Source organism: Bradyrhizobium liaoningense, assembly GCF_018130955.1.
Classification (GTDB): Bacteria; Pseudomonadota; Alphaproteobacteria; order Rhizobiales; family Xanthobacteraceae; genus Bradyrhizobium; species Bradyrhizobium liaoningense_C.
Map to the genome: position 1 here is coordinate 48,915 of NZ_JAFCJM010000001.1, position 24,648 is coordinate 73,562.

The 24,648-nt window shown below is 63.2% G+C and carries 21 protein-coding genes and 1 pseudogene; 8 read left to right on the forward strand and 14 right to left on the reverse strand.

All coding sequences use genetic code 11. The features are described 5' to 3' along the window. Window positions 1–6 precede the first annotated feature (6 nt). Window positions 7–1,005, forward strand: coding sequence for an FAD:protein FMN transferase (locus JQ632_RS00235; protein ID WP_212400509.1), 999 nt, complete (start codon window positions 7–9; stop codon window positions 1,003–1,005). Window positions 1,006–1,012: 7 nt separating this feature from the next. Here the strand turns inward: JQ632_RS00235 and JQ632_RS00240 are convergent, their stop codons facing one another. The 13 genes and pseudogenes from JQ632_RS00240 to JQ632_RS00300 form a co-directional block, all read right to left on the reverse strand. Next, window positions 1,013–2,125 (reverse strand): ABC transporter permease, encoded by a 1,113-nt coding sequence (locus JQ632_RS00240; protein WP_212400214.1) that lies wholly within the window; start codon window positions 2,123–2,125, stop codon window positions 1,013–1,015. A gap of 2 nt (window positions 2,126–2,127) precedes the next feature. Further along, the gene (gene rbbA, locus JQ632_RS00245) at window positions 2,128–4,911 is read right to left on the reverse strand and encodes a ribosome-associated ATPase/putative transporter RbbA (RefSeq protein ID WP_212400215.1); all 2,784 of its coding nucleotides are present in this window, start codon (window positions 4,909–4,911) and stop codon (window positions 2,128–2,130) included. Next, entirely contained in the window at window positions 4,908–5,978 is a 1,071-nt protein-coding gene (locus JQ632_RS00250; protein ID WP_212400216.1) for an HlyD family secretion protein, read from the reverse strand. The genes rbbA and JQ632_RS00250 overlap by 4 nt, the downstream gene beginning before the upstream one ends. Before the next feature lie 2 nt (window positions 5,979–5,980). Next, on the reverse strand, window positions 5,981–9,133 hold the full coding sequence (locus JQ632_RS00255) for an efflux RND transporter permease subunit (RefSeq protein WP_212400217.1): 3,153 nt from the start codon (window positions 9,131–9,133) through the stop codon (window positions 5,981–5,983). Further along, window positions 9,130–10,373 (reverse strand): annotated as a pseudogene (locus JQ632_RS00260) (efflux RND transporter periplasmic adaptor subunit). The gene JQ632_RS00255 and the pseudogene JQ632_RS00260 overlap by 4 nt, the downstream one beginning before the upstream one ends. Window positions 10,374–10,435: 62 nt before the next feature. After that, on the reverse strand, window positions 10,436–10,720 hold the full coding sequence (locus tag JQ632_RS00265) for a hypothetical protein (RefSeq protein WP_212400218.1): 285 nt from the start codon (window positions 10,718–10,720) through the stop codon (window positions 10,436–10,438). Between the two features lie 536 nt (window positions 10,721–11,256). Next, window positions 11,257–11,814: an HdeD family acid-resistance protein gene (locus JQ632_RS00270; protein ID WP_212400219.1), complete on the reverse strand. Its 558-nt coding sequence runs from the start codon at window positions 11,812–11,814 to the stop codon at window positions 11,257–11,259. Window positions 11,815–11,971: 157 nt separating this feature from the next. Continuing rightward, window positions 11,972–12,454, reverse strand: a complete 483-nt coding sequence (locus JQ632_RS00275) for a DUF992 domain-containing protein (protein ID WP_212400220.1) — start codon at window positions 12,452–12,454, stop codon at window positions 11,972–11,974. Next, the gene (locus JQ632_RS00280; RefSeq protein WP_212400221.1) at window positions 12,455–13,054 is read right to left on the reverse strand and encodes a hypothetical protein; all 600 of its coding nucleotides are present in this window, start codon (window positions 13,052–13,054) and stop codon (window positions 12,455–12,457) included. A gap of 10 nt (window positions 13,055–13,064) precedes the next feature. Continuing rightward, on the reverse strand, window positions 13,065–14,186 hold the full coding sequence (locus tag JQ632_RS00285) for an AI-2E family transporter (protein ID WP_212400222.1): 1,122 nt from the start codon (window positions 14,184–14,186) through the stop codon (window positions 13,065–13,067). Window positions 14,187–14,217: 31 nt separating this feature from the next. Beyond that, window positions 14,218–14,511 (reverse strand): hypothetical protein, encoded by a 294-nt coding sequence (locus JQ632_RS00290; RefSeq protein ID WP_212400223.1) that lies wholly within the window; start codon window positions 14,509–14,511, stop codon window positions 14,218–14,220. 34 nt (window positions 14,512–14,545) lie between these two features. Next, entirely contained in the window at window positions 14,546–15,985 is a 1,440-nt protein-coding gene (locus JQ632_RS00295) for a basic amino acid/polyamine antiporter (RefSeq protein WP_212400224.1), read from the reverse strand. 87 nt (window positions 15,986–16,072) lie between these two features. Continuing rightward, window positions 16,073–16,372 carry a DUF6894 family protein gene (locus JQ632_RS00300; protein ID WP_212400526.1) on the reverse strand — a complete coding sequence of 100 codons (300 nt, stop codon included), beginning with the start codon at window positions 16,370–16,372 and terminating at the stop codon, window positions 16,073–16,075. A 264-nt stretch (window positions 16,373–16,636) separates the two neighbouring features. Between JQ632_RS00300 and JQ632_RS00305 the strand changes: the two genes are divergently transcribed. Continuing rightward, window positions 16,637–17,347: a Bax inhibitor-1/YccA family protein gene (locus JQ632_RS00305; RefSeq protein WP_212400225.1), complete on the forward strand. Its 711-nt coding sequence runs from the start codon at window positions 16,637–16,639 to the stop codon at window positions 17,345–17,347. Window positions 17,348–17,365: 18 nt separating this feature from the next. On the opposite strand, the gene JQ632_RS00310 is transcribed toward JQ632_RS00305, so the two are convergent. Then, the gene (locus JQ632_RS00310) at window positions 17,366–17,869 is read right to left on the reverse strand and encodes a DUF1269 domain-containing protein (RefSeq protein WP_212400226.1); all 504 of its coding nucleotides are present in this window, start codon (window positions 17,867–17,869) and stop codon (window positions 17,366–17,368) included. Between the two features lie 336 nt (window positions 17,870–18,205). Here JQ632_RS00310 and JQ632_RS00315 point away from each other — a divergent pair, with 336 nt between their 5' ends. The 6 genes from JQ632_RS00315 to JQ632_RS00340 all read left to right on the forward strand — a co-directional run bounded on the left by JQ632_RS00315 (window position 18,206) and on the right by JQ632_RS00340 (window position 24,541). Then, window positions 18,206–19,639, forward strand: coding sequence for a basic amino acid/polyamine antiporter (locus tag JQ632_RS00315; protein ID WP_212400227.1), 1,434 nt, complete (start codon window positions 18,206–18,208; stop codon window positions 19,637–19,639). Between the two features lie 21 nt (window positions 19,640–19,660). Next, window positions 19,661–20,923: an arginine deiminase gene (gene arcA / locus JQ632_RS00320; RefSeq protein WP_212400228.1), complete on the forward strand. Its 1,263-nt coding sequence runs from the start codon at window positions 19,661–19,663 to the stop codon at window positions 20,921–20,923. Between the two features lie 216 nt (window positions 20,924–21,139). After that, window positions 21,140–21,961, forward strand: a complete 822-nt coding sequence (locus tag JQ632_RS00325) for an outer membrane beta-barrel protein (protein ID WP_212400229.1) — start codon at window positions 21,140–21,142, stop codon at window positions 21,959–21,961. Between the two features lie 20 nt (window positions 21,962–21,981). Next, window positions 21,982–22,233, forward strand: a complete 252-nt coding sequence (locus tag JQ632_RS00330; protein ID WP_212400230.1) for a hypothetical protein — start codon at window positions 21,982–21,984, stop codon at window positions 22,231–22,233. Window positions 22,234–22,598: 365 nt separating this feature from the next. After that, on the forward strand, window positions 22,599–23,789 hold the full coding sequence (locus tag JQ632_RS40205; RefSeq protein WP_212400231.1) for an ATP-binding protein: 1,191 nt from the start codon (window positions 22,599–22,601) through the stop codon (window positions 23,787–23,789). Window positions 23,790–23,884: 95 nt separating this feature from the next. After that, on the forward strand, window positions 23,885–24,541 hold the full coding sequence (locus tag JQ632_RS00340; RefSeq protein WP_212400232.1) for a response regulator transcription factor: 657 nt from the start codon (window positions 23,885–23,887) through the stop codon (window positions 24,539–24,541). The last annotated feature ends 107 nt before the right edge of the window (window positions 24,542–24,648 follow it).

Genomic DNA, 24,648 nt, shown 5'->3' on the forward strand with positions numbered 1-24,648 from the left:
TCGATGATGCAGAATCCCAATCTCACGCGGCGGCGGATGATTGCAATCACGGCGGCGGCAGCCGGTTCGGCTTTCGTGGGTGGTGCCCGCATCGCTCGGGCGGGAGAAGCTGTCCGCTGGCACGGATCGGCGCTTGGGGCACAGGTCTCGATTGAGATCTATCACCCGGACCGTGCCGAGGCAGCGCGATTGGTCGATAGCTGTCTTCTCGACGTGCGCAGGCTGGAGCAGCAATTCAGCTTGTATCGTCAGGACTCCGCGATAAGCATGCTCAACCGCACGGGCATCCTCGTTGCACCGGATCCTGACATGGTGGCGCTGCTGGAGGCCTCGCTGATCTTCGCCGACCTGACGGGAGGCGCATTCGATCCGACTGTTCAGCCGTTGTGGCGGCTCTATGCCGATCATTTCTCATCGGAGCGTCCGGATCCGACCGGTCCGCCGCGGGAGCATCTCGTTGAAGTGCTGACCAGGGTCGGCCATGGCGGACTGCTGGTGAGCCCGGATCGCGTCGCTCTGGCACATCGCGGCGCTGCGATTACTCTGAACGGCATTGCGCAGGGGTTCGCGACCGACAAGGTGGTCGAGAAACTGCGCAAGGCGGGCCTGTCGACGACCCTCGTCAATATGGGAGAGATACGTGCGATCGGGCCGCGACCCGGGGGTACGCCGTGGCGTGTCGGTCTTGCGGATCCGGACCGACCTGGCGCTCTCACGGAGACGATCGATCTCGTCGACCGCGCCGTCGCGACAACAGCCGGTGCTGGATTCCGTTTCGACGCCGCCGGTCGGTTTACGCACCTCTTCGACCCAAAAACGGGAATCAGTCCCTCCCTCTATCGAACGGTCAGCGTGGTGGCGCCGAGTGCTACGGAGGCCGACGCTCTCTCGACCGCGTTTAGCCTGATGACCATTCCACGAATTCTGGACATCGTCGCCACCCGTCCGAATGTCCAGGCGCGCTTGATCGATGCAGATGGTCGTATGACCGTGTGTGGCGCGTGAGACGTCGTTATCGCAAGAACTCCCTGAATCGCCGTAAAGAGAAGAAGAACAGGATCCCTCCGATCGCCAGCAGGGCGGCAATCTGCGGCCAGACCACGGCTATCCCTGCGCCGCGGAATAGCACGGCCTGTGCGAGGATGACGAAGTGGGTGTTGGGGGCGGCGAGCATGATGTTCTGGATGATCTCGGGCATGCTCTCCCGCGGCGTCGTCGCGCCCGACAGCATCTGAAGCGGCATCAGGACGAGCATCAGGAGCAGGCCGAACTGCGGCATGGTGCCCGCGGACGTGGCAAGGAAGATGCCCAGGCTGGTGGTGGCGAAGAGATAGAGCGCGGTGCCGAACAGGAACAGCGGGATCGAGCCGCTGATCCGGACCGCGAGCAATCCCTGCACGATGAAGATGAGCGACACGCTCGCGGCCACCAGCACGACAAGTCCCATCGACCAGATCTTGCTCGCCATGACCTCGAACGGCGTCACCGGCATCACCAGGAGATGCTCGATCGTGCCGTGCTCGCGCTCGCGGATCAGCGCCGCCCCGGTCAGAATGATCGACAGCATGGTGACCGAGGAGATAACGTTGTTGATGGCGCCGAACCAGCCCTTGTTGAGCTCGGGGTTGAAGCGCGCCCGCAAGGCCAGATCGATCGGCAGTGGTGCGGCCGAACGATAGCGGGACAAGAACTCCCCGACCTCGTCGCTGACGATGGACTGGATATATCCGCTACCCGTGAACGCCTGCGACATGCGAGTCGCATCCACGTTGAGCTGGATGGCGGGCGATCTCCGCGCCAGGAGATCACGCTGGAAGTTCGGCGGAATGTTGAGCGCGAAAGTATCTAGCCCTGCATCCATGCGGGTCATCATCTCCGACTGCGGGATCAGCCGCGGGACCATGAAGAAAGGCGGGCTGAACGCCGTGATGATGCGGGTCGCGGCCGGCGACTTGTCCTCGTCGACGATGGCAAGCGCTGCCTGGTTGAGCGTCTCGGGCTGCGCCCGGGAGGCGGTGTAGATCGAGACCGTAAAGGCATAGACGATCAGGGCCAGCATCATGGGGTCGCGGACCAGGCCGCGCAATTCCTTGATGCCGAGCTCGACGATGTTACCGATACGCATGACTAGTTCGCCTGTTTCTTCAAGAGCGCGACGCCGAGGCCGAGCAGCACTGGTATGGTGATCAGCAGCGCAATGAACGGTCCGGACAGATCGCCGAAATCGAGTCCTTTCGAGAAGGTGCCGCGGGTGATCGTGACGAAATGGGCGGTCGGGTAGATCCGTCCGATGACGGCGCCGGCGCCCTGCAGCGACGACACCGGGTCGACCAGCCCGGAATATTGCGTCGCCGGGATCATGGTGAGCAGCGCAGTCGCGAAGATGGCCGCGATCTGGCTTTTCATGAACGCCGAGATCACGAGCCCCATCGCGGTCGTGACGATGGTGTAGAGAAGCGCAGCACTCGCGAAGGCCGCGAAACTGCCGGTGAAGGGAACACGGAAGATGAAGACGGCAAAGGCCGTCAGCAGGAAGAAGTTCAGCATGGCCAGCGCGACATAGGGAAGCTGCTTGCCGACGAGAAACTCCAGGCGCGTGACCGGCGTGACGTAGAAATTTATGATCGATCCCAGCTCCTTCTCGCGCACGACGCTCAGCGTCGCCAGGATCGCCGGAATTATCAGGAGCAGGATCGGGATCACGGCCGGCGCCATCGCGACGATGCTACGGATGTCGGGGTTGTAGAGGAAGCGAACCTCGATCCCGAAATCGCCGGTCGCGGCGGCATTGCCGTAGAGCTGCCGCGCCCGCTGCGTCAGCCAGGTTGCGTGCATCGCCTGCACATAGCTTCGCACCGTCTCGGCGCGCGAGGGCATCGCGCCGTCGACCCAAGCGCCGATCGTTACGTTTCTACCGCGCGCCACGTCGCGGCCGAAGCCCGGTGGTATTTCGATCGCAAGGCTCAGTTCGCCGCTCCGCATGCGGCGGTCGAGATCGTCATAGTCGGTGACCGAGGGAAGTTCCGTGAAATAGCGCGAGCCCGCGATTTGCAGGACGTAGTCGCGGCTGATCGTGGTGTCGTCGCGATCCATGGCGGCGAAGGAGAGATTCTCGACGTCCATGTTGATGCCGTAGCCCATCACGAACATCAGGATGAGGCTGCCGACGATCGCGAGGGTGGCGCGGATCGGATCGCGCTTGAGTTCGAGCGCTTCGCGTTGCGTATAGGCAAACATGCGACGCGGATCGAAAGAGCTCGAGGCGCCGTGCGCCGTACCGGGTGCCTGGGCGGCTGCGTCTTCGGCGAGCATCTGCGGTGCAGCCCCCGCCAAGGTCGCTTCGGCCGGTCCGATCGCATCCTTGAGATAGGCGACAAAGGCCTCTTCGAGGCTGCCGCCGCCACGCCGCTCCGCAATCCGGGCCGGTGTATCGCTGATCATCACCTTGCCGGCATGCATCAGCGAGATGCGGTCGCAGCGCTCCGCCTCGTTCATGAAGTGGGTGGACACGAAAATCGTGACGTTATCCTGCCGCGACAGGTCGGACAGGATCTGCCAGAAACCGTCGCGTGCCACCGGGTCGACCCCGGAAGTCGGCTCGTCCAGGATCAGGATATCGGGCGCGTGAATCATGGCGACCGCAAGCGACAGACGCTGGCGGACGCCGAGCGGCAGCGCGTCGGGCAGGGCGTCGATGACCTTGGTCAGGTCGAAGCGCTCGACCATGTCGCGGATCCGGCCCTCGATCGTGTCGGGCGCGAGCCGGAACAGGCGGGCATGCAGTTCGAGGTTCTGCCGGATCGTCAGCTCGGAATAAAGCGAGAAGGCCTGCGACATGTAGCCGACGCGACGGCGAATATCCATGTCATTGGGATCAACCTCGTGCCCGAACAGCTTGGCTTCGCCTTCGCTGGCCGGCAGAAGACCGGTCAGCACCTTCATGGTCGTGGTCTTGCCGCAACCGTTCGAGCCGAGGAAGCCGAAGATCTCGCCACGGGCAATGCGAAAGCTCACACGATCGACTGCCGTGAAATCGCCGAACCGCACCGTCAACTGCTCGGCTTCGATGGCGATGTCGCCGTGCTGATCGCTCACGCGAGGCGGGATCACCACCTCCTTGTGGTGCCGCCGCTGCTCCTCGGGGAGCAGGGCGATGAAGGCTGCATCGAGAGTGCCCGTGCCGGTCTGCCGCAGCAGCTCGGCGGGCGTGCCGGTCGCCAGCACGCGCCCCTCGTCCATGGCGACCAGGAGATCGAAGCGCGCCGCCTCCTCCATATAGGCGGTGGCGACGATCACGCTCATGCCGGGACGGCCTTCGCGAATCCCCTCGATCAGCTCCCAGAACTGCCGGCGCGAGAGCGGGTCGACACCGGTGGTCGGCTCGTCGAGGATCAACAGGTCGGGATCGTGGATCAGCGCACAGCAAAGGCCGAGCTTTTGCTTCATGCCGCCGGATAGCTTGCCGGCGGGCCGGTCCGTAAAGGGGGAGAGGCCCGTGTCCTTCAGGAGCTGCTTGATCCTTTCCTCGCGTTCGCGCCTGTTGTGGCCGAACAGGCGGCCGAAGAAATCGACATTCTCGAACACGGACAGGGTCGGATAGAGGTTCTTGCCCAGGCCCTGCGGCATGTAGGCGATCTGGGGACAGGTCCGCCGCCGGTGCGCGGCGTCGGCCATATCGCCGCCGAGCACGTGAACCCGTCCTTCCGCGATCGCGCGCGCTCCTGCGACCAGCGCGAGCAGGCTGGACTTGCCGACGCCGTCGGGGCCGATCAAGCCGACCATGCGCGCCGAGGGAATATCGAGCGTGATGCCGTCGAGCGCGCGCGTCGCGCCGTAGGACAGCCCGACCGCCGCAAGGCTTATCACGGGCGCAAAGGGCAGGGATCGCGCTCCATTCGACGCGGTGCTCATTTGACCAGATGTTCCGTCAGTTGGGCCGGCCACTCGGCATTCGGATCAAGGCGAATGAAGGCGCGGCCGGGCAGGCCGGTCTTGACCTGTTCGATGTTTCTCCGCAGCAGGTCTGGTGAAATATGAGCCCTGACGCGGAACATCAGCTTTTGACGCTCCTCCTCGGTCTCGACCGTCTTGGGTGTGAATTGCGCAACACTGGCGACGAACGTCGCCTTGGCGGGAATGACCCATTGCGGAGCGGCGTCGAGCACGAGGCGGACTTCCGAACCAATGGCGACGCGGCCGGCCTGCGCCGTCGGCAGGAAGAAGGTCATGAAGACGTCGCCGAGATCGACGAGGTTGAGCACGCGTCCGCCTGCGGTGAGCACTTCTCCCGGCTGAGCCACGCGGAACTGGACGCGTCCGTCGCGCGGTGCACGCAGCGTCGAGTCGTTGATGTCGGCCTTGATGCTCTCGATCGCGGCCTTTGCTGCCTCGACGGCGGCTTCCGCATCGACCACCTGCGCCTCGGCGGCGCTGATGGCGGCTTCCGACCCCGCGAGCTGCGCCTCCGCCGCCGCTACGGCCGCTGTTGCTCCGTTGGCAGCCGCGCGGTCGTCATCGAGCACCTGCTGCGACACGGCGTTGGTCCTGATCAATTGCTCGGAACGCTGGAGCTTGCGGGCGGCCGCATCCAGTTCGGCGCTGCGCTGCGCGATCACCGCGGTCGCCGTCTTCTTCTCGGCCTCGCGTTGGGTCACGAGACTTTTCGCAGTGTCGATACCGATCGTAGCACGCCGCAACTGTGCCTGGGCCTGACGGTACTGCGCCTCGAGCTGCACAGTATCCATCTGCGCCAACGCCTGTCCCGCCGAGACCAGATCGCCTTCTCTCGCCAGGATGTCCCGGATGCGCCCGGCCGTCTTGGTCGCGATATCTATTTCGACGGCCTCGATGCGGCCGTTGCCGCTGGCGAAACCGGACGGAAGGCTGTCGCCGCTGAGCCTCTGCCAGGCAAAGTAGCCGCCTGCGCCAAGGACGACGACAAGAAGGGCGATCAGCCAGCGTTTTCGATTGCTTGTCATGTCTAGACCGTTTCATCGACAGGCGGCGTCAGCCGATTGGTTGGTTTGGTAGCCTCCTTCGCGCGCTCGCGCAGACGCTGGAACGTCACGTAGAGCATCGGGATCATGAAGATCCCGATCGAGCTTGCGGCGAGCATGCCGGCGAAGACGGCGGTACCGACGGCTCTGCGGCTGATCTCAGCGGCGCCGGTTGCGATCACGAGCGGCAGGAGACCCAGGATGAAGGCGACCGAGGTCATCATGACCGCACGGAAGCGCATGTGGGCCCCCTGGATCGCGGCATCGTTGAGTCCCACGCCGGCCTCACGTCGCTCCTTCGCGAATTCGACGATCAGAATGCCGTTCTTGGCGGCGAGCGCGATCAGCACCACGAGCCCGATCTGGCCATAGAGATCGAGATTGAGGCCCGCGAGCTTGATGCCGACATAGGAGCCCAGCACGCCGACGACGACCGACAGCAGCACAGGTATCGGGACGATCGTGCTCTCATAGAGCGCGACCAGGAACAGATACGCGAACAGCACGGCAAGTGCGAGCACGATGCCGGTCTGGCCGGCGGCTTGTTGCTCCTGATAGGCGGTGCCGGTCCATTCAAAGCTGTAGCCCGGAGGCAGCACCGTGTTGGAGATGTCGGCCATCGCAGCAATCGCCGTCCCGGAGGAGACGCCCGGCGCCGGGCTGCCATTGACCGTCACTGAGCGATAGTTGTTGTAGCGGGTGATCACCTGAGGTCCGGTCACGACCTTGATGCCGGCCAGTGATCGCAAAGGCACCATGTCGCCCGAATTGTTGCGCAGGTAGATCCGCCAGATGTCCGAGATATCGGCGCGGTCGAACGCTTCACCCTGGACGTTCACTTGCCAGGTGCGGCCGAACAGGTTGAAGTTGTTGACGTAGATGCCGCCAAGCGTCGCCTGCAGGGCGGTAAAGATGTCGGTGACGGTGACGCCGAGCGCCTGCGCCTTGCGACGATCGATGTCGAGATAGAGGGACGGATTGGTTGCCGTGAAGGTCGAGAACACGCGGGCAAGCCGTGAATCGGCGTTTGCGGCACCGATCAGCGCGCTTGTGACGCTGGAGATCGCGGCCGGGCTCTGCCCTTCCAGCGCCTGGAGCTGGTATTCGAATCCGCCGCCGGTCGAGAGCCCGATGATGGGCGGCAGGTTGAACGGGAGGACGTTGGCCTGACGGATCTGCGCCCCGGCCGCGAAAGTGCGTGCGATCAATGCCTGGGCCGAATCGGCGGCCGCCTTTCGATCGGCAAACGGCTTCAGGCGCGTGACCACCAGCGCGCTGTTTGGTTCGGATGCGCCGTCGAGCAAGGAAAAGCCGATGATGGCAAGGACGTGGTCGACGGCCGGCATCTGCTTCAGGACGTTTTCGATCTGTTGGGTGACTTCGCTGGTTCGCGCCACCGATGCGCCGTCCGGCAGTTGCACCGAGGTGAAGAAGGCGCCTTGGTCTTCCTCCGGCAAAAACCCCGTTGGCGTGATCAGCGACATGCCGAAGATGCCGGCGGCGAATACCGCGACCAGGAGGAGCGATAGTCCGGCCACACGCACCAGCCGGCGGACGCCGCCGCTGTAGCGATCGCGCAGCCAGTCGATGCCGCCGAGGACGCGGCCCATCATGCCGCGCCGAGGGCCGGTGTGGCGCAGGAACAGCGCGCACAAGGCGGGCGACAGCGTCAGTGCATTCAGCGCCGAGATCATCATGGCGGCGCTGATCGTCACCGCAAACTGACGAAACAATGTGCCGGAGATGCCGGGGATGAACGCGATCGGCACGAATACGGAGAGCAACACCAGCGTGATCGCGATGATCGGCGCGCTGATCTGCGTCATGGCTTTCTTGCTGGCCTCGCCCGGAGAAATATCCGGCTCTTCCTCCATCACGCGTTCGACGTTCTCCACGACGACAATGGCGTCGTCCACGACGATGCCGATGGCGAGGACCATCGCCAGCAGCGATACCGTGTTGACCGTGTAGCCGAACGCCAGCAGGACGGCGAAGGTGCCCACCAGACTCACCGGCACGGCAATGGCCGGAATCACGGTGGCACGGAGGTTGCCGAGAAAGAGGTAAACCACGATCACCACCAGGACGAAGGCCTCGCCCAGTGTTCGCAATACCTCCGCGATCGTATCCCGAACAAAGCTCGTGGAATCGTATTGCACGAGGTAGTTCAGGCCGGCGGGAAACCGCACGGCCAGGCGCTGCATGGTCGCCGCCACCGCCTGCGCCGTGGTCACGGCATTGGCGCCGGGCGCAAGGTAAATCGCGACCGGCACGGCGGCGCGCCCATCGATGCGCGCTTCGCTGTCGAGACTCTGCGCCCCCATCTCGACCCGGGCGACGTCCTTGACGAGCAGTGACGAACCGTCGGGATTTGAGCGCAGAACGATGTTGGCGAACTGATCGACCGTCGCCAACCGGCCGAGGGTCTGCACATTGAACTGGAATTGCTGCTGATCGCTGATCGGTCGGGCCCCGATGCGGCCGACGGGCGCCTGGACGCTCTGCGTGCGGATTGCGGCGATGACATCGGCCGCCGTGAGATTGAGGCTGGTCAGTCGCTGCGCATCGAACCAGATGCGCATTGAATAGTTCATCTTGGCGAACAGATTGACCTGGCCGACCCCGGGCGTGCTGGCGAGGGCATCGAGCACGTTGATGATGGCGTAGTTGGTGATGAAGAGCGGATCCTGCTGTCCGTCGGCGCTGTAGAGCACGAGGAACTGCAGGATCGCCGAAGACCGCTTGCGCACGGTCACGCCCTGCTGCTGCACCTCTGTGGGCAGTTGCGACAGTGCACTCTGGACTCGGTTGTTGACGTTGACCGTATTGATGTCGGGGTTGGTGCCGAGCGCGAAGGACACCGTGAGCGTATAGGTGCCGTCATTGGCACTGGCCGATTTCATGTAGAGCGCGCGGTCGACGCCGATCACCTGCGCTTCGAGGGGCTGGGCGACGCTGCTCTCGACGACCTCCGCGGAGGCGCCGGGGAAGGTGCCGGAGACGGTAACCTGCGGCGGCACGATATCCGGAAATTGCGCCACCGGGATTTGCGTGAGCGCCAGCGCACCGGCGATGGTGATGATGAAGGCGATCACCATCGAAAGGCGCGGGCGATCGATGAACACGCCGGATATCATGGCTTGGTGTCCGCCGGGAGCGCCTTGCCGGAGGCGCCGCGATCCGCGCGCGGAGCCGCATCGGCCGCGCCGGCCTTCATGCTCGACAGGATCATCGGACTTGCCGGTCCCGGCGATACGGGCTGGCCGGGACGAACCCGCTGCAGTCCCTCGGCGATCACCTGATCGCCGGCGGCAAGGCCGCTGATCACGGCGGCGATGGTGGGGGTCGACTGTCCGAGCTGGATACGCCGCTGCTCGGCCTTGTTGTCGGGACCGACGGTGAGAACGTAGTCGCCCCGCTGGTCGGAGAGCACCGCGGAGCGGGGGATTGCCAGTACCTCGACCGGCTGCACGCCTTCGAGCACGACGGTGACGAATTCGCCGTCGGTCAGCTCGTGAACGGTCACGCCTGCCGCCGAAGGCGCACGCAGGATCGGATTGGCAATCTCGCCCCGCACGGTGATCGTGTCGGTGTTTTGCGCGATGGTGTTGTCGACGAAGTTCAGCTTGCCGGATTGGCCGTATGTGCGGCCGTCCGGCAGCCGCAGCCTGATCACCACGGCTTCCAGGCCCCTTGCGGTCCGTATCGTTCGCGCAGCTCCAGCCCCTGGCGCAGCGGCACCGGAAAGGTGACATGCATGGGGTCCTGGCTGACGATGGTGGTCAGCACGCCTGAGCTCGGTCCGACGACGTTGCCTTCCGTCACCGCCGTGCGTCCGATCTTGCCGTCGATCGGCGCGCTGATCAGCGTGTAGTCGAGATTGATCCGGGACGCCTGGGCCTGCGCCTGCGCGGCCTGCACCTGGGCCTCCAGGCTGCGTTGGTTCGCGACTGCCGCGTCGTAGGTGGATTGTTGCCCGGCCGGTCCCCCGAGCAGGGTGCGCGCGCGCTCGGTCGTCAGCTTGGCGTTTTCGAGTGTTGCCTGGAGCTGCGCGACCTGCGCCTCTTTTGATGCGAGGTCGGCCTCGAATGGACCGCGCTCGAGCCGATAGAGCGCATCGCCCTTCTTGATTTCGGCGCCCTCGTTGAACAGGCGCTGTTCCAGGAACGCGGTGACTCGAGCGACCACGTTGACCCGATTGATCGCCTCAACGCGCCCAAGGAATTCGCTGCTCTCGGTAATCGGTCGCCTGGTCGCTTCGACCACGCCGACCGCGGGCGGACCGGCTGGAGCTGGTTGGGTCAAGCCCGCCCCGCCGGTGGCGATCGTGACAAGGCTCGCCGCGAGCAGTCTGAGCGAGACCTTAGCAAGGTACATCTTGCACTCCTTGCTCCAAGCTCGGAAAGACTGAGAGGATCAGCGCTCCCCGAAGACCTCGCTCACTCCCGCGGTGGCCGATTGCTGCGCGCAGATTCGTCGTCACCCTCGCGATAGCTGTAGAACATGAGCGTGATCAGGCCGCCCCCGGCCACGAGAACGAGTATCGCGGCAACTCCCATGATGATGTTGCCGGAGCGGGTCATTGACGGCGCCGCTTGCCATACCGACACGCAGTACCAGGTTGCCCCAACGAGAAGAGCCGCCAGAACGGCGGCGACAAGCCGTCGGTTCTTGTTGCGTACGGTTCCCTTCTTCACCGGGGCAAAGGCTTCTGGAATCCTCATGACAAACCGCCGCTGATGCATTGCGTGGAGTGCGCTCTAGTACCACCGCCATCCGCAATGCCGACGACCGCGATGCCACCAGCAAGCCCAGCGGCGTCTGCGCGGCGGTGGGCGGCCCCAACCCGGGGCGGGGCCCCAACCGGGAGTAGTCCCCCAACCGGGAGCAGCGCCCCAGCCAGGCGCGGGCCCCCAACCGGGAGCGGCGGCCTGTCCCCACTGCCATCCGCATCGGCGACGACCGCGATCCCACCAGCAAACCCAGCGGCGCGTACGCGGTGGCGGTCGACCCCAGCCGGGGCCAGGTCCCCAACCGGGAGTGCCCCAACCGGGAGCAGGCGGTTGTCCCCACCACTGCGCTTCAGTCAGGAGGTCTTCCGGCTTGCCGGCCAGGCCAAGACCGGGAGCAATCGGCATTGCTTCCGCGGCCTCGATGAGACGGACTCCGATGGCGCCGATCGCTGCAGCGGCAACGGCATTTTGGGCAAAGCCAAGGAAAGCGCGCCGGGTAGGAGTGGTCATCGTCTTCTCCTCTCTTGCTACGCAGCGCGCCGCACGGACTGAACCGCATAGAGCAGCCACGCCAGGCCATGCGAGATCAGGTCGACGCCAAGCAGGAATCCAAGGAGCCAGACGCTGATGGTGGGGAAACCGAACAGGATCAGAACGCCGGCGAGCAATCCGAAGATGCCGGAGATGAGCATCATCCAGCCGCCTTGTCGCCAATGGGCGAAGCTCAGTACGGACCGAATGGCGCCCGACGCGATCAGCACAGCGCCGAGGAGATAGGTCAGGATCAGGGCGCCGGACGCCGGCTGCGTGAGCAGCAGGACTCCGAAAGCGAAATAGAGCGCGCCGAGGATCATCTGCCAATGGAAGCCGCCCCATCCCTTGGTCCAGAACGCATGCAGGATCTCGAACGCGCCGGCTGCGATCGCCGTCAGCCCGATCAGCTTGACGCTGAGGATGGTCGCAAAGGCGATGTCGCCGAGCGCGAAGAGTCCGGCGGCGATCAGCACGATGCCAAGCAGTGCGCAGACCCAGAGTGGAGGCGGACCCAGAGCTTCGATGCCGGACTGGCGTTCATAGACGGTCATGCCATGCTCCTGATCTCAGTCATGATCGGCACACGCGCGATGGTATCTTCCGACCCGCAACGTCGACATCCGACGAAACCCTGAGCGACGGGGCGGGAATGTTCCCATGCAGCCAAACGGAATAGCGGCGATCCCGAGTGAGATCGTCACGCCAGATCTATCGCCTGCCTCGCGGACCCAGCGTCAGGTTGGTCACGCCTGCCGCGAGATTGATCCCGATCGACCGTTCGATCGAGATTGGTTGCAGCATGACACTCCGGCGCGAGCCGCCGATCAGCACGTTGGCGCCGAGGCCGGGGCCGAAGGCGAGGTTGCCGCTCGCGCCCACATAATTGCCGCGCAGGGTGGCGGAGCCGACCTGGGAATTCTTGGCGAAGACGGCCCAAGACAGCGTGCCGGCGCTGGTGACGCCGAGATCGAGACCGACGCGCCGGATCCGTCCCTCGTAGATGTATTGTCTGCCAGATCTGGCGACGAACACGCAGCGCAACTCCTGCGCTGACCCGAGGACCAGTCCAACGCGTGGTGTGCTCGTGCACAAGAGCCTGCCGACCCTGAACAGCTCGGCGCGCGCGGGCGGGGCGGTGGTGCAAAGCAGGGCCAATGCGCCCATGGCCGCGGAAAGTCGCATCATTCGCATTCAAACCTCCACGTGGTTCTTGGTGTCCGCAGGCGAGGGGGCGGGCCGTCGGTCCTGGCTCAGCCAAAAAGTAAGGCCGAGGCCGATCAACAGGACGGCACCGAGCAGGAAGAAAAAGATGGATTGCTTCAGCCAGGATATGGCCGGAACCGCCACGCCCATCGCAAGGCCGAGGAAGGAGATTTGCAGCGACAAAAGGCTCACGCCCGCGAGGAACGTGCCGAGCGCGAGCAAGGTCAGGAGGACGAGACCGGTAGCCGGTGTTGGGAGCAACTGCTGGACGCCCGATACCAGCATGATGTTCATCGTGACCAGCACGGCAACCCAGTGCAGTGCCTGGGTCCAGATCAATCGAAGCTGCGCCTGCTTGCCTTCGACCTCCGGCCATTTGGTGATGACGCAGACCACGCCGATGGCCAGCGCCAAAAACTCCCAATAGCCGACGAGGGGCTGGTGAGAGACGTTTGTGTAGGCGACGCCGGCGACCGCGAGCACCAGCGCCACGACGTAAGGCAACTGCTGCCACAGGAAGTGGGCCATTCCCGAACGCGGCGCGGGCAGCTCCACACCCTCGTTCCGCTGCACATCCATATCGCTCATGACCATCCACTCACGATTGTTCGCCGTTGAATGTCTGCTTGGGGTCATCGCCAAGCCAGTCCTCGACATAGAACCTGATGATCGCAACCCGGCCGACGGCGACGAGCGGCATGGCGAGCGCGATGCCCATGACGCCGAACAGCGCGCCGAGCAGGAGGATCGCGACCAACGTCCAGGCCGGAGGGATCTCGACGGCCTGGCGCTGGATCAGCGGGCCGATCACATAGCCTTCGATCGACTGGATGATGGTGTAGATGACGACGGCCCAGATCAGCAGCGAGGCACCGAGCGGCATCGCCACGAGCGCGATCGGAATCGCGGCGACGATCGGCCCGAGATAGGGGATGAAGTTGGACAGGCCCGCCTGCAATCCAAGCACAAAAGGTCCGGGGAGCCCGATCCAGTAAAGCGCAATCCACACGCACAGCGTCATGAGGATGATGCGGATCAACTGCCCGACCAACCACAACCGCATGACGCTGCCCATCTCGTCCATGACGGCTCTGGTCCGCGCGCGATAGGATTGTTTCACCAGCATGACCAGGCTGTTGCGGTGGCTGGTCGGATCAAACGCGAAGAGGATCCCGAGGAACAGGATCACGAGGACGCCGGTCAGCAGGCTTGATGCGCCACCAAGCACGAATTGGGCATGGCTGAGAAACCTGCCCTGGTCGGAGAAGAGCCATTGCGAGAAATTGCGGCCACCTTCGGGTCCGAGCAGTTCCACGCCGTACGACAGCAGGTGTTCCTGGACGACGTCGAGTTGCGTATCCATCACCTTGATCAAGTTCCGCGTCTGCTCCGGCAGCTTGCCCGCTCCCCAGTCGAGCCCAAATCCCACGACGCCGGAGAGAAGTAGCAGCACCAGCGTGAGCCGCCAGACGCGATTGAGCGGAATGACCGGCGCAAGGGCCCTGGCGGACGCATCCAGAAGCGCCGCAAACAGCACCCCGGCGAAGACGATGAGGAGGCTCGAGATCGTTTGCCAGACCAGGAACAGCGCGACGCAGGCGGCGAGCAGCATCAGCCCCGTCGCCAGAAAACCGCGCGGTCCGGCTTCGCGAGGACGCTCGGCTGGGTCATCGCGCCGTGCGACCTCGCGGTAGCTCTCTCCTGTGCTCGCGTCATTCATCGGTCGACCAACATGCTGGGATCGATTCTGCCTACTGCGGCGCCTGAACCTGGGTGCGCACGCGTCGGCTGCCAAAGTGGGGATGCTTGCCGCCGCGATGACGCCAGTAACGGTGCTTCGTCGGGGTCATGTTGGTATTGGGTGTCGCGCTTCTGGTCTCGGTCTTCGCCTCGCTCTTCGTCTGGTTCTTGGGTGCGGACGCGCCAGTGTCCTTTGGAGGGGATGCGGCAGGTTCATTCGACTGGGCCAGGGACAGGGTTGGCGGTGCGATAGCCGCCATCAGTCCGGCCAGGATCAGGGTGCCGCAGAGAGTCCGGATCTTCATGTTCTCCTCCACGTGATCAAGAGGTGGTCAGGATTCAGATCGAGATGGCTCCGATGGCGAGCGCGTAGATGCCGGCACACGCGGCGATCGTGATCGCCGCAAACAGGGCGGCTTCGAACGGCGTGAAGGCCGTCTCCTTGCGCTCGCGTTTCGCAAGAACGAACAGCAACGTCCCTGGCGCATACAGGATGGAGGACAGCAGGAGAAACTTTGGCCCGCCGGCGTAGATCATGCCGGCCGCGTAAAGCGTCGCAATGGCCGAGCGGATCCAGTCGACGACGCGCGCCCGCTCAAAGGCGTTGTAGGTCTCGCCGCGCCAGGCCAGTTTCAGGCCGTAGGCCGCGACAAAGAAATACGGGACCAGCGTCATCGCGCTCGTCATCTTCAAGGCGAGCGTGAATGCGTATTCCGCGAACCAGGTCACGAGGAGGAAGAGCTGGATGGCGCAGTTGGTCAGCCAGAGCGCCCCCGTGGGAACGTTGTGTACGTTCACGCGGGCGAGAAAGGAGGGCATGGTTCGATTGACGGCCGCCGAATGCAGGACCTCGGCAGCCAGCAGCGACCACGACAGGTAGTTGCCGAGAATCGAGATCAGCAATGCCACGCTGATGAACACGCCGCCCCAGCGACCGACCATCGCTTCCATCACGCCCGCCATCGACGGCGTCGGCAGGCTTGCCAGGCCCTCGCGCGGCAGAACGCCGTAGGACAGGAGCGTCACGAGGACGAGAAGGCAGAGGACCGACAGAAAGCCGACGACGGTCGCAAAGCCGATGTCGGCGCGATCCCGCGCATAGCGGGAATACACGCTTGCGCCCTCGATGCCGACGAAAACGAAGACGGTGAGCAGCATCGTGCTGCGGACCTGGGTGAACACATCCGAGAGGTCCGGCTGCTCCGTTCCCCAGAAATTGCGGGCGAACAATTCGCTGTCAAGGAGGATCGCCGCCACGACGATGAACAGCAATATCGGGATGATCTTGGCATAGGTCGCGACGGTGTTGAGCGCGGCCGCGCCCTTGATGCCGCGCAGCACCAAGAGGTGCACGCCCCACAGGAGCAGGGTTGCCGAAGCGATGGCGACCGGCGTGGTTCCGTCGCCGAAGACCGGGAAGAATTTCCCGAGGGTCGCCTTGATCAGAATGAGACAGGCGACGTCGGCAAGGCAGCAGCCGATCCAGTAGCCTACGGCTGAAGCAAACCCGATATAGTCTCCGAACCCGGCCTTGGCGTAGGCGTAAATGCCGGCATCGAGGTCAGGCCTGCGCTGTGACAGCGACTGGAACACCAAAGCCAGCATGAGCATGCCCGCGCCCGCTATCACCCAGGCGATGATCGCTCCGAATGCGCCGGTGGCTCGTCCGAACGATGCGGGCAATGCGAAGATTCCGGAGCCGACCATCGACCCGATCACAAGGGCAATGAGCGCGCTGCGGGAGAGCTTCTGATCGGCCTCGTTCGACGAAGGCGCCATGGGATGGCCGTCCAATCCGGGATGAGGCCGGCACCGATGCCGGCCAATCCTGGCGAGGACCTTAGAGGCGGCCCTCCCGCTCGCACATCAGGGATTCTCTGTAGGAAGCAGGGGCAGGAAATCGGCGCGTGCCGGAGCTCCGTGAGCCGCCGTCAGATCTTCGCGATGGGGCCGGCCGAGCCCTGGTTCGCGACCGCATGATGCTGGTTCGGGAACGGCGGCACGAGCCACAAATACGACGCTGTACCGGAAGAATTCGCCGGCTCTCGCGAGCTCGGCGGCTATGCGCTGGGCATGCAGGATCGCGGCATCCTGATCGGTATGGTCGCACCCGATGCCATCGGGAGAAAGGCCGTATTTGTCGACGATGTGGAAGAAGAAGCGCATGTCGCCCGATTAAGCCGGACGACAACCGGCTTCCAAGTGACAAAGCTGTAAGAGGCCTGCTCCAAAGGGATGAGAGGTGAGCGGCGGTTCCAGATTGCGCAATTGTAACGGGCGGGATGATTGAAGGGCCCGCGCGCGGGGCCGCTGACGGGTGTAGCGGAATACGTGGTTTTCGCCGCCGGCACTCGGGTCATTGTCGGATGCCGTCGCCTGGGGCTGGGGAGTAACGTGGCCTGGCTCCGCGAGTTCGGGAGGAGGCGAGCGATGTCCAACCTTGATCAGAATCTCACGACTTCGGGCGCGGTCGGCGGCGCGACCGTGGTGGACGCCGGATTGCGCAGTTACATGATGCGCATCTACAACCACATGGCCGCGGGCGTCGGTCTCACCGCCGTCGTCGCGTGGTTGACCTACCAGCTCACCGGTCCGGAGCTGCTGCAGAATCCGTTGATGTGGGTCTTCATCCTGGCGCCGCTGGCGCTGGTGTTCTTCATCGGCGCGCGTATCAATACGCTGTCGGTGTCAACGGCGCGCCTCCTGTTCTTCGTCTATGCGGCGCTGGTCGGCGTCTCGCTCTCGACCCTGTTCCACATCTATACCAATGCGTCGATCACCCGCGTCTTCGTCGTCGCGGCCGCAACCTTCGGCGCGCTCAGCATTTTTGGCTACACGACCCGGCGCGACCTGTCAGGCCTCGGCACCTTCCTGTTCATGGGCCTGATCGGAATCATCATCGCAAGCCTGGTCAACCTGTTCCTGCGGTCGACCGGGCTCGACTGGCTGGTCTCAATCGTGGGCGTCGGCGTATTTGCAGGCCTCACGGCCTACGATACGCAACGGATCAAGGCGATGTACGACAGCAGGGATGACGAAACGGCCGCCGGCCGCAAGTCCGTGATATCAGCGCTGTCGCTCTATCTCAATTTCATCAACCTGTTCATGATGATGCTGCGCCTTGCCGGCGGCCGGCGCTGAGCGGCGAACGGCAGCCCTTCAGGCTGCCGGCCGTTCCGCCGCGCTGGCGAGTGCGTCGCGCAGTGCCTTTTCCTTGGTCTCGTCCAGGGAGGTCTTCAGCACGATCCCACCGGCGTCCTTGATCTCCTTCAGCACCTTGTCCGCGGTCATGTGCTTGATCAGGACGAACAGGGCCGCGTTGCCAGGCTGAAGGCTCGTGGACAACTCTTTCATGAAGGCGTCGTCGATGCCGAAATCGGACAGCGCACCGCCAAGCGCGCCGGATGCAGCGCCGATCGCGACCCCGACGATCGGATTCAGGAACAGCACGCCGATCAGCAGCCCCCAGAAGCTTCCGGTCATGGCGCCGACCGCGGTGGTGTTGACGAGCTGATTGAGCTTGATGCCGCCCGCGTCTGTTTTGACTGCGATCACGGCGTCGCTGAGGGTGATGAGATATTCTTTCTGCAGCTTGAGGAGGCGCTGACGTACCTCTTCGGCTTTGGCTTCAGACGGATACACGATCGCGACGAGATCGGACATGGACACCTCCTGCTGGACCGTTTTCCGTCGGCTCGACGGAATGCCGCTGATGGCACGATGGCGTCAACGCTAATGCGCGGCCAATAGTCCCGACATCAGAGAAAACCCTCGGTGCCGGGGATGAATCATCCAAGTCTCGCGCCATCGGCCCCAATTGAGATTGTGGCGCTGAAACTGCCATCGCGTTGACGCGAACGTGACGGTGAAAGTCGTCGCTGCGAGGGGAATCCTTACCCTCGACTAGGTAATCACCCGATATTCCGCTGCCCGTCGCGGGCGCATGGTCCGGACCTCGGAAAAGCCGACTGGCCGAGCCGTTGCTCGCGAGGCCTTCACATGACCGCAACGCCATCAATCCAAAAACTCTCGCTGTTCGCGCTGACCGCGATGGTGGTCGGCTCCATGGTCGGCTCGGGCATCTTCTCGCTGCCCCGGACCTTCGGCATCGCCACCGGCCCGTTCGGTGCGATCTTCGCCTGGTGCATCGCCGGTGGGGGCATGTACACGCTGGCGCGCGTCTTCCAGTCGCTGGCCGAACGGAAGCCCGATCTCGACGCCGGCGTCTATGCCTATGCGAAGGAAGGCTTTGGCGACTATCCCGGTTTTCTCTCGGCATTCGGCTACTGGGTCGGGAGTTGCATCGGCAACGTGTCCTACTGGGTCCTGATCAAATCGACGCTGGGCGCGTTCTTTCCCGTGTTTGGTGACGGCAATACGATCACCGCGATCATCGTCGCCTCGATCGGGATCTGGCTGTTTCACTTCATGATCCTGCGCGGCGTGCAGCAGGCGGCGGCGATCAACACCATCGTCACGATTGCCAAGATCGTGCCGATCCTGATCTTCATCGTCATTCTCATCTTCGCGTTCAAGGCCGACATGTTCCGCGCCAATTTCTGGGGCGGCGAGGGCATGCCGGACAAGGGTCTTTTCGACCAGATCCGCGCGACCATGCTGGTCACGGTGTTCGTGTTTCTCGGGATCGAGGGCGCCAGCGTCTATTCGCGCTACGCCAAGGAGCGATCCCATGTTGGCGCTGCGACGATTATGGGCTTTGTGATCGTCACCAGTCTCATGGTGCTCGTCACCATGCTGCCCTATGCGGTGCTTCCCCGTGCCGAAATGGCCGACATGCGGCAGCCCTCCATGGCCACGGTGCTCGAAGCAGTGGTCGGGCATTGGGGCGCCGTCTTCGTCAGCATCGGGCTTCTGATCTCGGTGCTCGGGGCCTATCTTGCCTGGTCCCTGATTTGTGCCGAGGTGCTCTCGGCCGCGGGCCGGACCAGGGACATGCCGGCCCTGTTCGGCACCGAGAATGCAAACAAGGTCCCCGCGGCGGCGCTGTGGTTGACGAACATCATCGTTCAGCTCTTCGTCATCAGCACCTATTGGTCCCGGGACGCTTTTGCCCTGATGCTCAATTTGACGAGTGTCATGAACCTCATCCCGTTTTTCCTTGTCGCCGCCTACGGGCTCCTGCTGGTCAGGCGGGGCCAGACCTATGAGAGGCGTCCGGATCAGCGTAGACGCGACCTGATCTTTACGGGTATCGCGGTCATCTACACGCTGTTTCTGATCTATGCGGCCGGAATGAAATACCTTCTGCTGGCTGCCATTCTCTACGCGCCCGGCACGGTGCTGTATTTCTGGGCCCGCCTCGAACGGAAGGCGAAGGTCTTTACGCCGGTCGAGTGGGCCATCTTCATCGCAGTCGCGATCGGCGCAGCGGTCGGGATTCACGGATTGGCCACCGGTTACATCACCATCTAGGCATGTCCCGAGGTATCTCCCATGGCAAAGCAGATGTCGGAATCCTCGATCCCCTTCGGCGTTCATTCGGAGGTCGGCCAACTGCGCAAGGTGATGGTCTGCTCGCCCGGCCGTGCGCATCAGCGGCTCACGCCGTCCAATTGCGACACGTTGCTGTTCGACGACGTGCTATGGGTCGATAACGCCAAGCGCGATCATTTCGACTTTGTGCAGAAGATGCGTGACCGCGGCATCGACGTCGTCGAGATGCATAATCTGCTCACGGAGACCGTGGCCATCCCGGAGGCGCGGAAATGGATCCTCGACAACCAGGTGGTTCCCAACCAGGTTGGGCTCGGTCTCGTTGACGAGCTCCGCTCCTATCTCGAAGGCCTCGCGCCGCGCGATCTGGCGGAAACCCTGATCGGCGGCGTATCGACGCATGATTTTCCGGACGCTCATGGCGGCGAGATGCTCAAGCTGGTTCGCGAAGCCGCAGGCATGACCGAATACCTGCTGCCGCCGCTCCCCAACACGCTGTACACCCGCGACACGACCTGCTGGATTTATGGGGGTGTCACACTGAACTCGCTCTATTGGCCGGCGCGGCATGAAGAGCCGATCCTCGCCACGGCCATCTACAAGTTCCACCCGGATTTCGCCGGCAAGGTCAACGTCTGGTGGGGCGATCCGACGCAGGACCATGGCCTCGCCACGCTGGAGGGCGGTGACGTGATGCCGATCGGCAAGGGCAACGTCCTGATCGGCCTCAGCGAACGCACCTCGCGGCAGGCGATCAGCCAGGTCGCCGCGGCCTTGTTCAAGAGGAAGGCGGCCGAGCGCGTGATCGTGGCCGCCATGCCCAAGCTACGCGCCGCGATGCATCTCGATACGGTGTTCACCTTTGCCGACCGCGACTGCGTGCTGCTCTATCCCGACATCGTCAACAACATCGCGGCATACTCCTATCGGCCGGCGAACAATTCGGCCGGCATCGAGCTGCGCAAGGATGAAAAGCCGTTCGTGGATGTCGTCGCTGAAGCGCTCGGTCTTAAAAAGCTGCGCGTCGTCGAGACCGGCGGCAATGCCTATATGCGGGAGCGGACGCAGTGGGACAGCGGAGCCAATCTCGTCTGCGCGTCCCCCGGTGTCGTGTTCGCCTATGACCGCAACACCTACACCAACACGTTGCTGCGCAAGGAAGGGATCGAAGTGATCACCATCGTCGGCGCAGAATTGGGCCGCGGCCGTGGTGGTGGTCATTGCATGACCTGTCCGATCATCAGGGACGCAGTGGATTACTAGGCGGATCGAGCTATTCGCCTGTGACGACCGGCGCGTCACGGTCGACGGGGACGATGTGGGGTACGGTGTGTACCGGCTCTGCAACGCCTCGAGCCTTTTATGCAAGGGTAATTTGCCGGATCAACCGAAGATTTCGAATCATATCACTAACACGCCACAATTTCTGCCTAGCGTGACATAAAGTTCCGACGGACTCAGGAGCCATCGAGGAACGCCATGCGCCGCTCTCGAATTCTCTTGTCGGCTGTTGGATTGTTCGGCGCCAGCGGCGCATGGGCAGCAGACCTTGATCTGACGGATCTCAAGGCGAGCAGTGTCTCCGTTCCGTATTACTTCGTGCCTTCATGGAGCGTCGTTGGTTCGGTTTCGCCGACCTTCACCGACAATGCCCTGTTCACCCGTGACAATCGCAAGTCGGATGTCTACTACGAGCCCGACGTGAGTGTCAGGTTGGATGGCAACATCACGAACGATCTGTCATACCGTCTCTATGCCCGTGCTCAATACGAGGCTTTCGCAACCGAGAAAGACGGTAACTTCGCGATCGCGCGGGTGGGGGCGCGGCTGACCGAGAATTGGAACGGCTGGCGCTTCTCGGCAATCTACGAAAACCGATACGATTTCGATGGCGTGTACCGCGATCTTGCCTTCACGTCGCAGGACGTGATGGGATCCGTAGCGCGCGACGTCCAGTTCAACAACGTGACCTTGTCGCCGCTGCTGCTCCTGACATATCGCTTCTCGGACCTCGCGGAAGCCCGCCGCTGGCGCTTCGATGCCGTGCTTGGTATCGAGGTCAAGCTCGATCCCAGATGGTCCATCGTGAGCACGCCGTTGTTCGAGGCCTACTGGTTCACCGACGGGTTGAACGCCGGTCGGCAGGACGAACTCTACTCGGCGGACGTTGGGCTGAAGTACAATTTTGCCAGCAACGTGTCGTTGACGACGACGGTGCTGTATGAGGCGCGAACGTCCAACGTTCCGCTGCGGCGATACAGGGATCTCCGGATCGGTCCCCGGCTCGACTTCGCCTTTTGAGAGGTTCCTGAGAGATGATCATGCGACGCGCATTGGTGTTGATCGGCGCCGTCATCGGTGTTGCAGCGGCGTCCGTCGCGGCCGCAGATCCGCGTGATGCCGTGGATCGAGGCCAGCGCCTGGACACTGACGCGCTTCGCGACGACATGGGCATAAACCGGCTCCGGGTTCCGTCTCATCCTCTTGTGATCGCGCCGACCCAGCCTGCGCCAAGCGTTGAGGGCGCGAAGAAGAGGAAGAAGTCCAGCGCGACCAGTGGCAGCAATCGGTAGCGCATGCTGTTTGTGATCCGATCCCTGCGTATCGCTCGATTGTGTGTCAGCAAAGATGCGCTCGCACGAGCAGCTTATCCGAGGCAGTTTTAGTATCTGTTGCATCGTTTTGAGTGTCGCTGCCACACGAAACTGGCACGAACTGCATAGTCGGCCCTCTCGCATCTCACCTCACAGATTCGAGATTTCAATCGGATAAGAATTCTACCTTGTGGTGTAGTGCACGGTGCCGTGTATAATGGACCGGCCCAAGGGCGCGCGTCTTCTGATCCGGTGATGCGGGATGTCTCGCCGGTGGTGACACGGAGGAGAGCCTCGATATTGCGTTTCAATGTCAGGTGTCGCCGGAGAAGAGTGAGCGTACCGTGAAGCTAGATGCCTCCCCCGCCTGTGAGGCGAATGGAACCAGCCTCGGACAATGGCTCCGGATTGGCGCAGAAGACACGAGCGACCGGCTCTACTGGAAGTTCTCAGCAGACCTTCTCTTCGCAGTGCGCCCCTCGCTCGGAGGACGTTTCGTGTACGAGGGGATCAACCCCGCGTTCGAGTCCGTTCTCGGCATCCCAACGGATGAGATTGGGGAGCTGGATGTCTCCGACTGCATGGGCACGGACGACGCGGAAGCCGTCTGCGAAGCCCTTCGGACGTGTCTGGCGGAAGGCACGGAGATCAGAATCCGCCATCAGCTCGCACTTGGCGGCGCGCGACGAGACATGGAGACGACGATTGTTCCCATCATCGATCCGGCTGGCGGCGGCATTGTCCGGCTGATCGGCAGCCATCGTGCGGCGGGCAAGGGTCCTTTCGAGAGCTTGAAGGGGATGGACGACGTCCCTGTGAACGTCAGCCTGATTTCCATTCAGGAAGACATCCAACAGCGGATTGCGTCCGACCTTCACGATTCGACCTGTCAGCATTTGATTGCCGCAAGCCTTGGCCTCATGCGAGTCCGGACCAGTCTGGGCGACCCGGCCGGTGCCGAGCGGATTTGCGATGACATCGATGCGTCGATTGATGAAGCGCTCAGGGAAATCCGCGCATTTGTCTATCTGCTGCATCCGCAGAACCTGACGGTCGATGGTCTGAAAGCTACGATCGAAAATTACGCGGCGGGATTCGCGGTGCGCACCTCGCTACGGGTCGCGACCAGAATCGCGTCCGAGATCGATCGTTTGCCTTACGAGACGCAGCGCTCATTGTTGCGGGTCATTCAGGAGGCCCTCACGAACGTGTTTCGCCATGCGAAGGCGACGAAGGTGCGGATCGACATTGATGCGACAAGCGACCATTTTCGGCTGACGATCAGTGACGATGGACGTGGCCTTTCGGTTCATCCCGCAAAGCCCGGCGCGAAGGCGATATCGATGGGTGTCGGAATTCCCGCGATGAAAGCGAGGCTCCGGGAGATCGGCGGCACGCTCGATATCCAGTCCGATTCGGCCATGCGGCATTCCGGAACCGTCTTGCGCGCTGTATTCCCGCGTGGTCTTGCAGCGAACAAGCGCAACCGACGAAGGACCACTTCGGTCGTGGAGGGCCACGCAGGCACCAAATGAAGAACACTGCTGACCGGTGGCAAGCGGATATGGTTCATCCGTTTCAGGCGCCTGAGTGCCGCGCCGCCGTGTAAACGACCTTGGAGTGCTGTGCCATGAAACGATTTCTTATCGCTGACGATCACGAAGCAGTGCGGTCGGGTCTGCGTGCGGTGCTCGAGCAACGGGCGGATTGGGAGGTGGTGGCCGAGGCCAATGACGGTGGCAAGGCGGTGGCCGCTGCAATCCAGAGCCGGCCTCATGTCGCGATCGTCGATTTCTCCATGCCGCGAATGACTGGCGTGGAGGTCGCCCGACGGATCCGGGACTACCCGCTCGAGACGGAGGTGCTGATCTTCACGGTCCACAACTCCAGTTTGCTGGCCCAGCAAGCGTTCGAGGCAGGCGCACGTGCCTTCGTCATGAAGTCGGACGCCAGCAAGCTGCTGTTGGCGGCAGTCGAGTCGCTTCTGCAGCACAGGCCGTTCTGTACCAGAAGCTGCCGGACTGAATTGGATCACGGATCGGGCGCACGAGACGGGCACCACGAGCTGACGCCGCGCGAGCAAATCGTCGTCAAGCTGGTTGCGGAGGGTTACAGCAACAAGAGCATCAGCGCCGTTCTGAACCTCAGTGTCAAGACGACCGAGGCGCACCGGGCGGCCGCGATGCGCAAGCTGAGCGTCAATTCGACCGCGGGCCTGGTCCGATACGCAGTTCGGGCGAGGCTGGTGGAGGATGATAACGACCTGATTGGGCTCCGGTCACGTTAGTACATTCGCCGGGCTATCTCGGGGTTTTGTGGGATAACCCTCTCAATTGCGATCAGTATGATCGTTCGACTTTGCTGCCGGTCGTCTCCGGCAATCGTTCGAAGGGT

What these genes read in the sequence shown, in the direction of transcription:
- JQ632_RS00280 (WP_212400221.1), bottom strand. Translation starts at nt 13,054, where the DNA reads ATGAGCGATATGGATGTGCAGCGGAACGAGGGTGTGGAGCTGCCCGCG.
- JQ632_RS00255 (WP_212400217.1), bottom strand. Translation starts at nt 9,133, where the DNA reads ATGATATCCGGCGTGTTCATCGATCGCCCGCGCCTTTCGATGGTGATC.
- rbbA (WP_212400215.1), bottom strand. Translation starts at nt 4,911, where the DNA reads ATGAGCACCGCGTCGAATGGAGCGCGATCCCTGCCCTTTGCGCCCGTG.
- JQ632_RS00250 (WP_212400216.1), bottom strand. Translation starts at nt 5,978, where the DNA reads ATGACAAGCAATCGAAAACGCTGGCTGATCGCCCTTCTTGTCGTCGTC.
- JQ632_RS00305 (WP_212400225.1), top strand. Translation starts at nt 16,637, where the DNA reads ATGTCCAACCTTGATCAGAATCTCACGACTTCGGGCGCGGTCGGCGGC.
- JQ632_RS00270 (WP_212400219.1), bottom strand. Translation starts at nt 11,814, where the DNA reads ATGACCGTCTATGAACGCCAGTCCGGCATCGAAGCTCTGGGTCCGCCT.
- JQ632_RS00315 (WP_212400227.1), top strand. Translation starts at nt 18,206, where the DNA reads ATGACCGCAACGCCATCAATCCAAAAACTCTCGCTGTTCGCGCTGACC.
- JQ632_RS00285 (WP_212400222.1), bottom strand. Translation starts at nt 14,186, where the DNA reads ATGAATGACGCGAGCACAGGAGAGAGCTACCGCGAGGTCGCACGGCGC.
- JQ632_RS00275 (WP_212400220.1), bottom strand. Translation starts at nt 12,454, where the DNA reads ATGCGAATGATGCGACTTTCCGCGGCCATGGGCGCATTGGCCCTGCTT.
- arcA (WP_212400228.1), top strand. Translation starts at nt 19,661, where the DNA reads ATGGCAAAGCAGATGTCGGAATCCTCGATCCCCTTCGGCGTTCATTCG.
- JQ632_RS00235 (WP_212400509.1), top strand. Translation starts at nt 7, where the DNA reads ATGCAGAATCCCAATCTCACGCGGCGGCGGATGATTGCAATCACGGCG.
- JQ632_RS00290 (WP_212400223.1), bottom strand. Translation starts at nt 14,511, where the DNA reads ATGAAGATCCGGACTCTCTGCGGCACCCTGATCCTGGCCGGACTGATG.
- JQ632_RS00340 (WP_212400232.1), top strand. Translation starts at nt 23,885, where the DNA reads ATGAAACGATTTCTTATCGCTGACGATCACGAAGCAGTGCGGTCGGGT.
- JQ632_RS00330 (WP_212400230.1), top strand. Translation starts at nt 21,982, where the DNA reads ATGCGACGCGCATTGGTGTTGATCGGCGCCGTCATCGGTGTTGCAGCG.
- JQ632_RS00310 (WP_212400226.1), bottom strand. Translation starts at nt 17,869, where the DNA reads ATGTCCGATCTCGTCGCGATCGTGTATCCGTCTGAAGCCAAAGCCGAA.
- JQ632_RS00295 (WP_212400224.1), bottom strand. Translation starts at nt 15,985, where the DNA reads ATGGCGCCTTCGTCGAACGAGGCCGATCAGAAGCTCTCCCGCAGCGCG.
- JQ632_RS00300 (WP_212400526.1), bottom strand. Translation starts at nt 16,372, where the DNA reads ATGCGCTTCTTCTTCCACATCGTCGACAAATACGGCCTTTCTCCCGAT.
- JQ632_RS00325 (WP_212400229.1), top strand. Translation starts at nt 21,140, where the DNA reads ATGCGCCGCTCTCGAATTCTCTTGTCGGCTGTTGGATTGTTCGGCGCC.
- JQ632_RS00265 (WP_212400218.1), bottom strand. Translation starts at nt 10,720, where the DNA reads ATGAGGATTCCAGAAGCCTTTGCCCCGGTGAAGAAGGGAACCGTACGC.
- JQ632_RS00240 (WP_212400214.1), bottom strand. Translation starts at nt 2,125, where the DNA reads ATGCGTATCGGTAACATCGTCGAGCTCGGCATCAAGGAATTGCGCGGC.